1 protein-coding gene is annotated in these 1,093 nt (G+C 60.9%); it reads right to left on the bottom strand.

Going from position 1 to position 1,093, the window contains the following annotated elements:
- The coding region (locus GIW04_RS31670) for an Ig-like domain-containing protein (RefSeq protein ID WP_236479636.1) at positions 1-1,072 on the bottom strand (1,072 nt) is incomplete at its 3' end.
- Positions 1,073-1,093: the final 21 nt, after the last annotated feature.

Genomic DNA, 1,093 nt, shown 5'->3' on the forward strand with positions numbered 1-1,093 from the left:
CCGCCTGGCCGCTGACCGTGGTCGGGATTTGGATTTCGCCTTTGCCTTGAGCGTCCAAGGTCACTGGCGAACCGATCGGTTTGCCTGCGCTGTCTTGCAATTGCACGGTTGCGCCCGGTTTGCCGGTGACTTCAACCTTGCCGGTTTGCGGATCGACCTCACTCAACGTTGGCTTCAATGGCGGAACGGTAACAGTCGCGACTGGCGATTGCTGGCCCTCGGCCTTGGCGACCACGCCTACAGATTCGCCGCTCACCTCTTGCGGCAACTTGATAATGCCCTGGCCTTTGTCATCCAGGACGACCGCTTCGCCGACGGGCTTACCGTCCTTGTCCTGCAACTGCACGGTTGCACCCGGCTTGCCGGTCACCGGCAACTCGCCTTTGTCCGCATCCACCGTACCCGGCACAGGCTTAAGCAACGGAACGGTAACGGCGGCGGACGGCAGCGAATCAACACCACCGACTGTTTGTACCGCAGACACCGCCTGACCGCTGACCGTGGTCGGGATCTGGATTTCGCCTTTGCCTTGAGCGTCCAAGGTCACTGGCGAACCGATCGGTTTGCCGGTGCTGTCTTGCAATTGCACGGTTGCGCCCGGCTTGCCGGTGACTTCAACCTTGCCGGTTTGCGGATCAACTTCACTCAGCGTTGGCTTCAATGGCGGAACGGTAACAGTCGCGACTGGCGATTGCTGGCCATCGGCCTTGGCGACCACGCCTACAGATTCGCCGCTCACCTCTTGCGGCAACTTGATAATGCCCTGGCCTTTATCGTCCAGAGTGACCGGAGCACCGACGGGCTTACCGTCCTTGTCCTGCAACTGCACGCTAGCACCCGGCTTGCCGGTGACCGGCAGTGCGCCTTTGTCTGCATCCACCGCACCCAGTACAGGCTTGAGCAATGGAACGGTAACGGCAGCAGACGGCAGTGAATCAGCGCCTCCTACTGTTTGTACCGCAGACACCGCCTGGCCGCTGACCGTGGTCGGGATTTGGATTTCGCCTTTGCCTTGAGCGTCCAAGGTCACTGGCGAACCGATCGGTTTGCCTGCGCTGTCTTGCAATTGCACGGTTGCGCCCGGTTTGCCGGT

This window comes from Pseudomonas sp. PA-4-8C, from assembly GCF_021606625.1.
Lineage (GTDB): Bacteria > Pseudomonadota > Gammaproteobacteria > Pseudomonadales > Pseudomonadaceae > Aquipseudomonas > Aquipseudomonas lactis.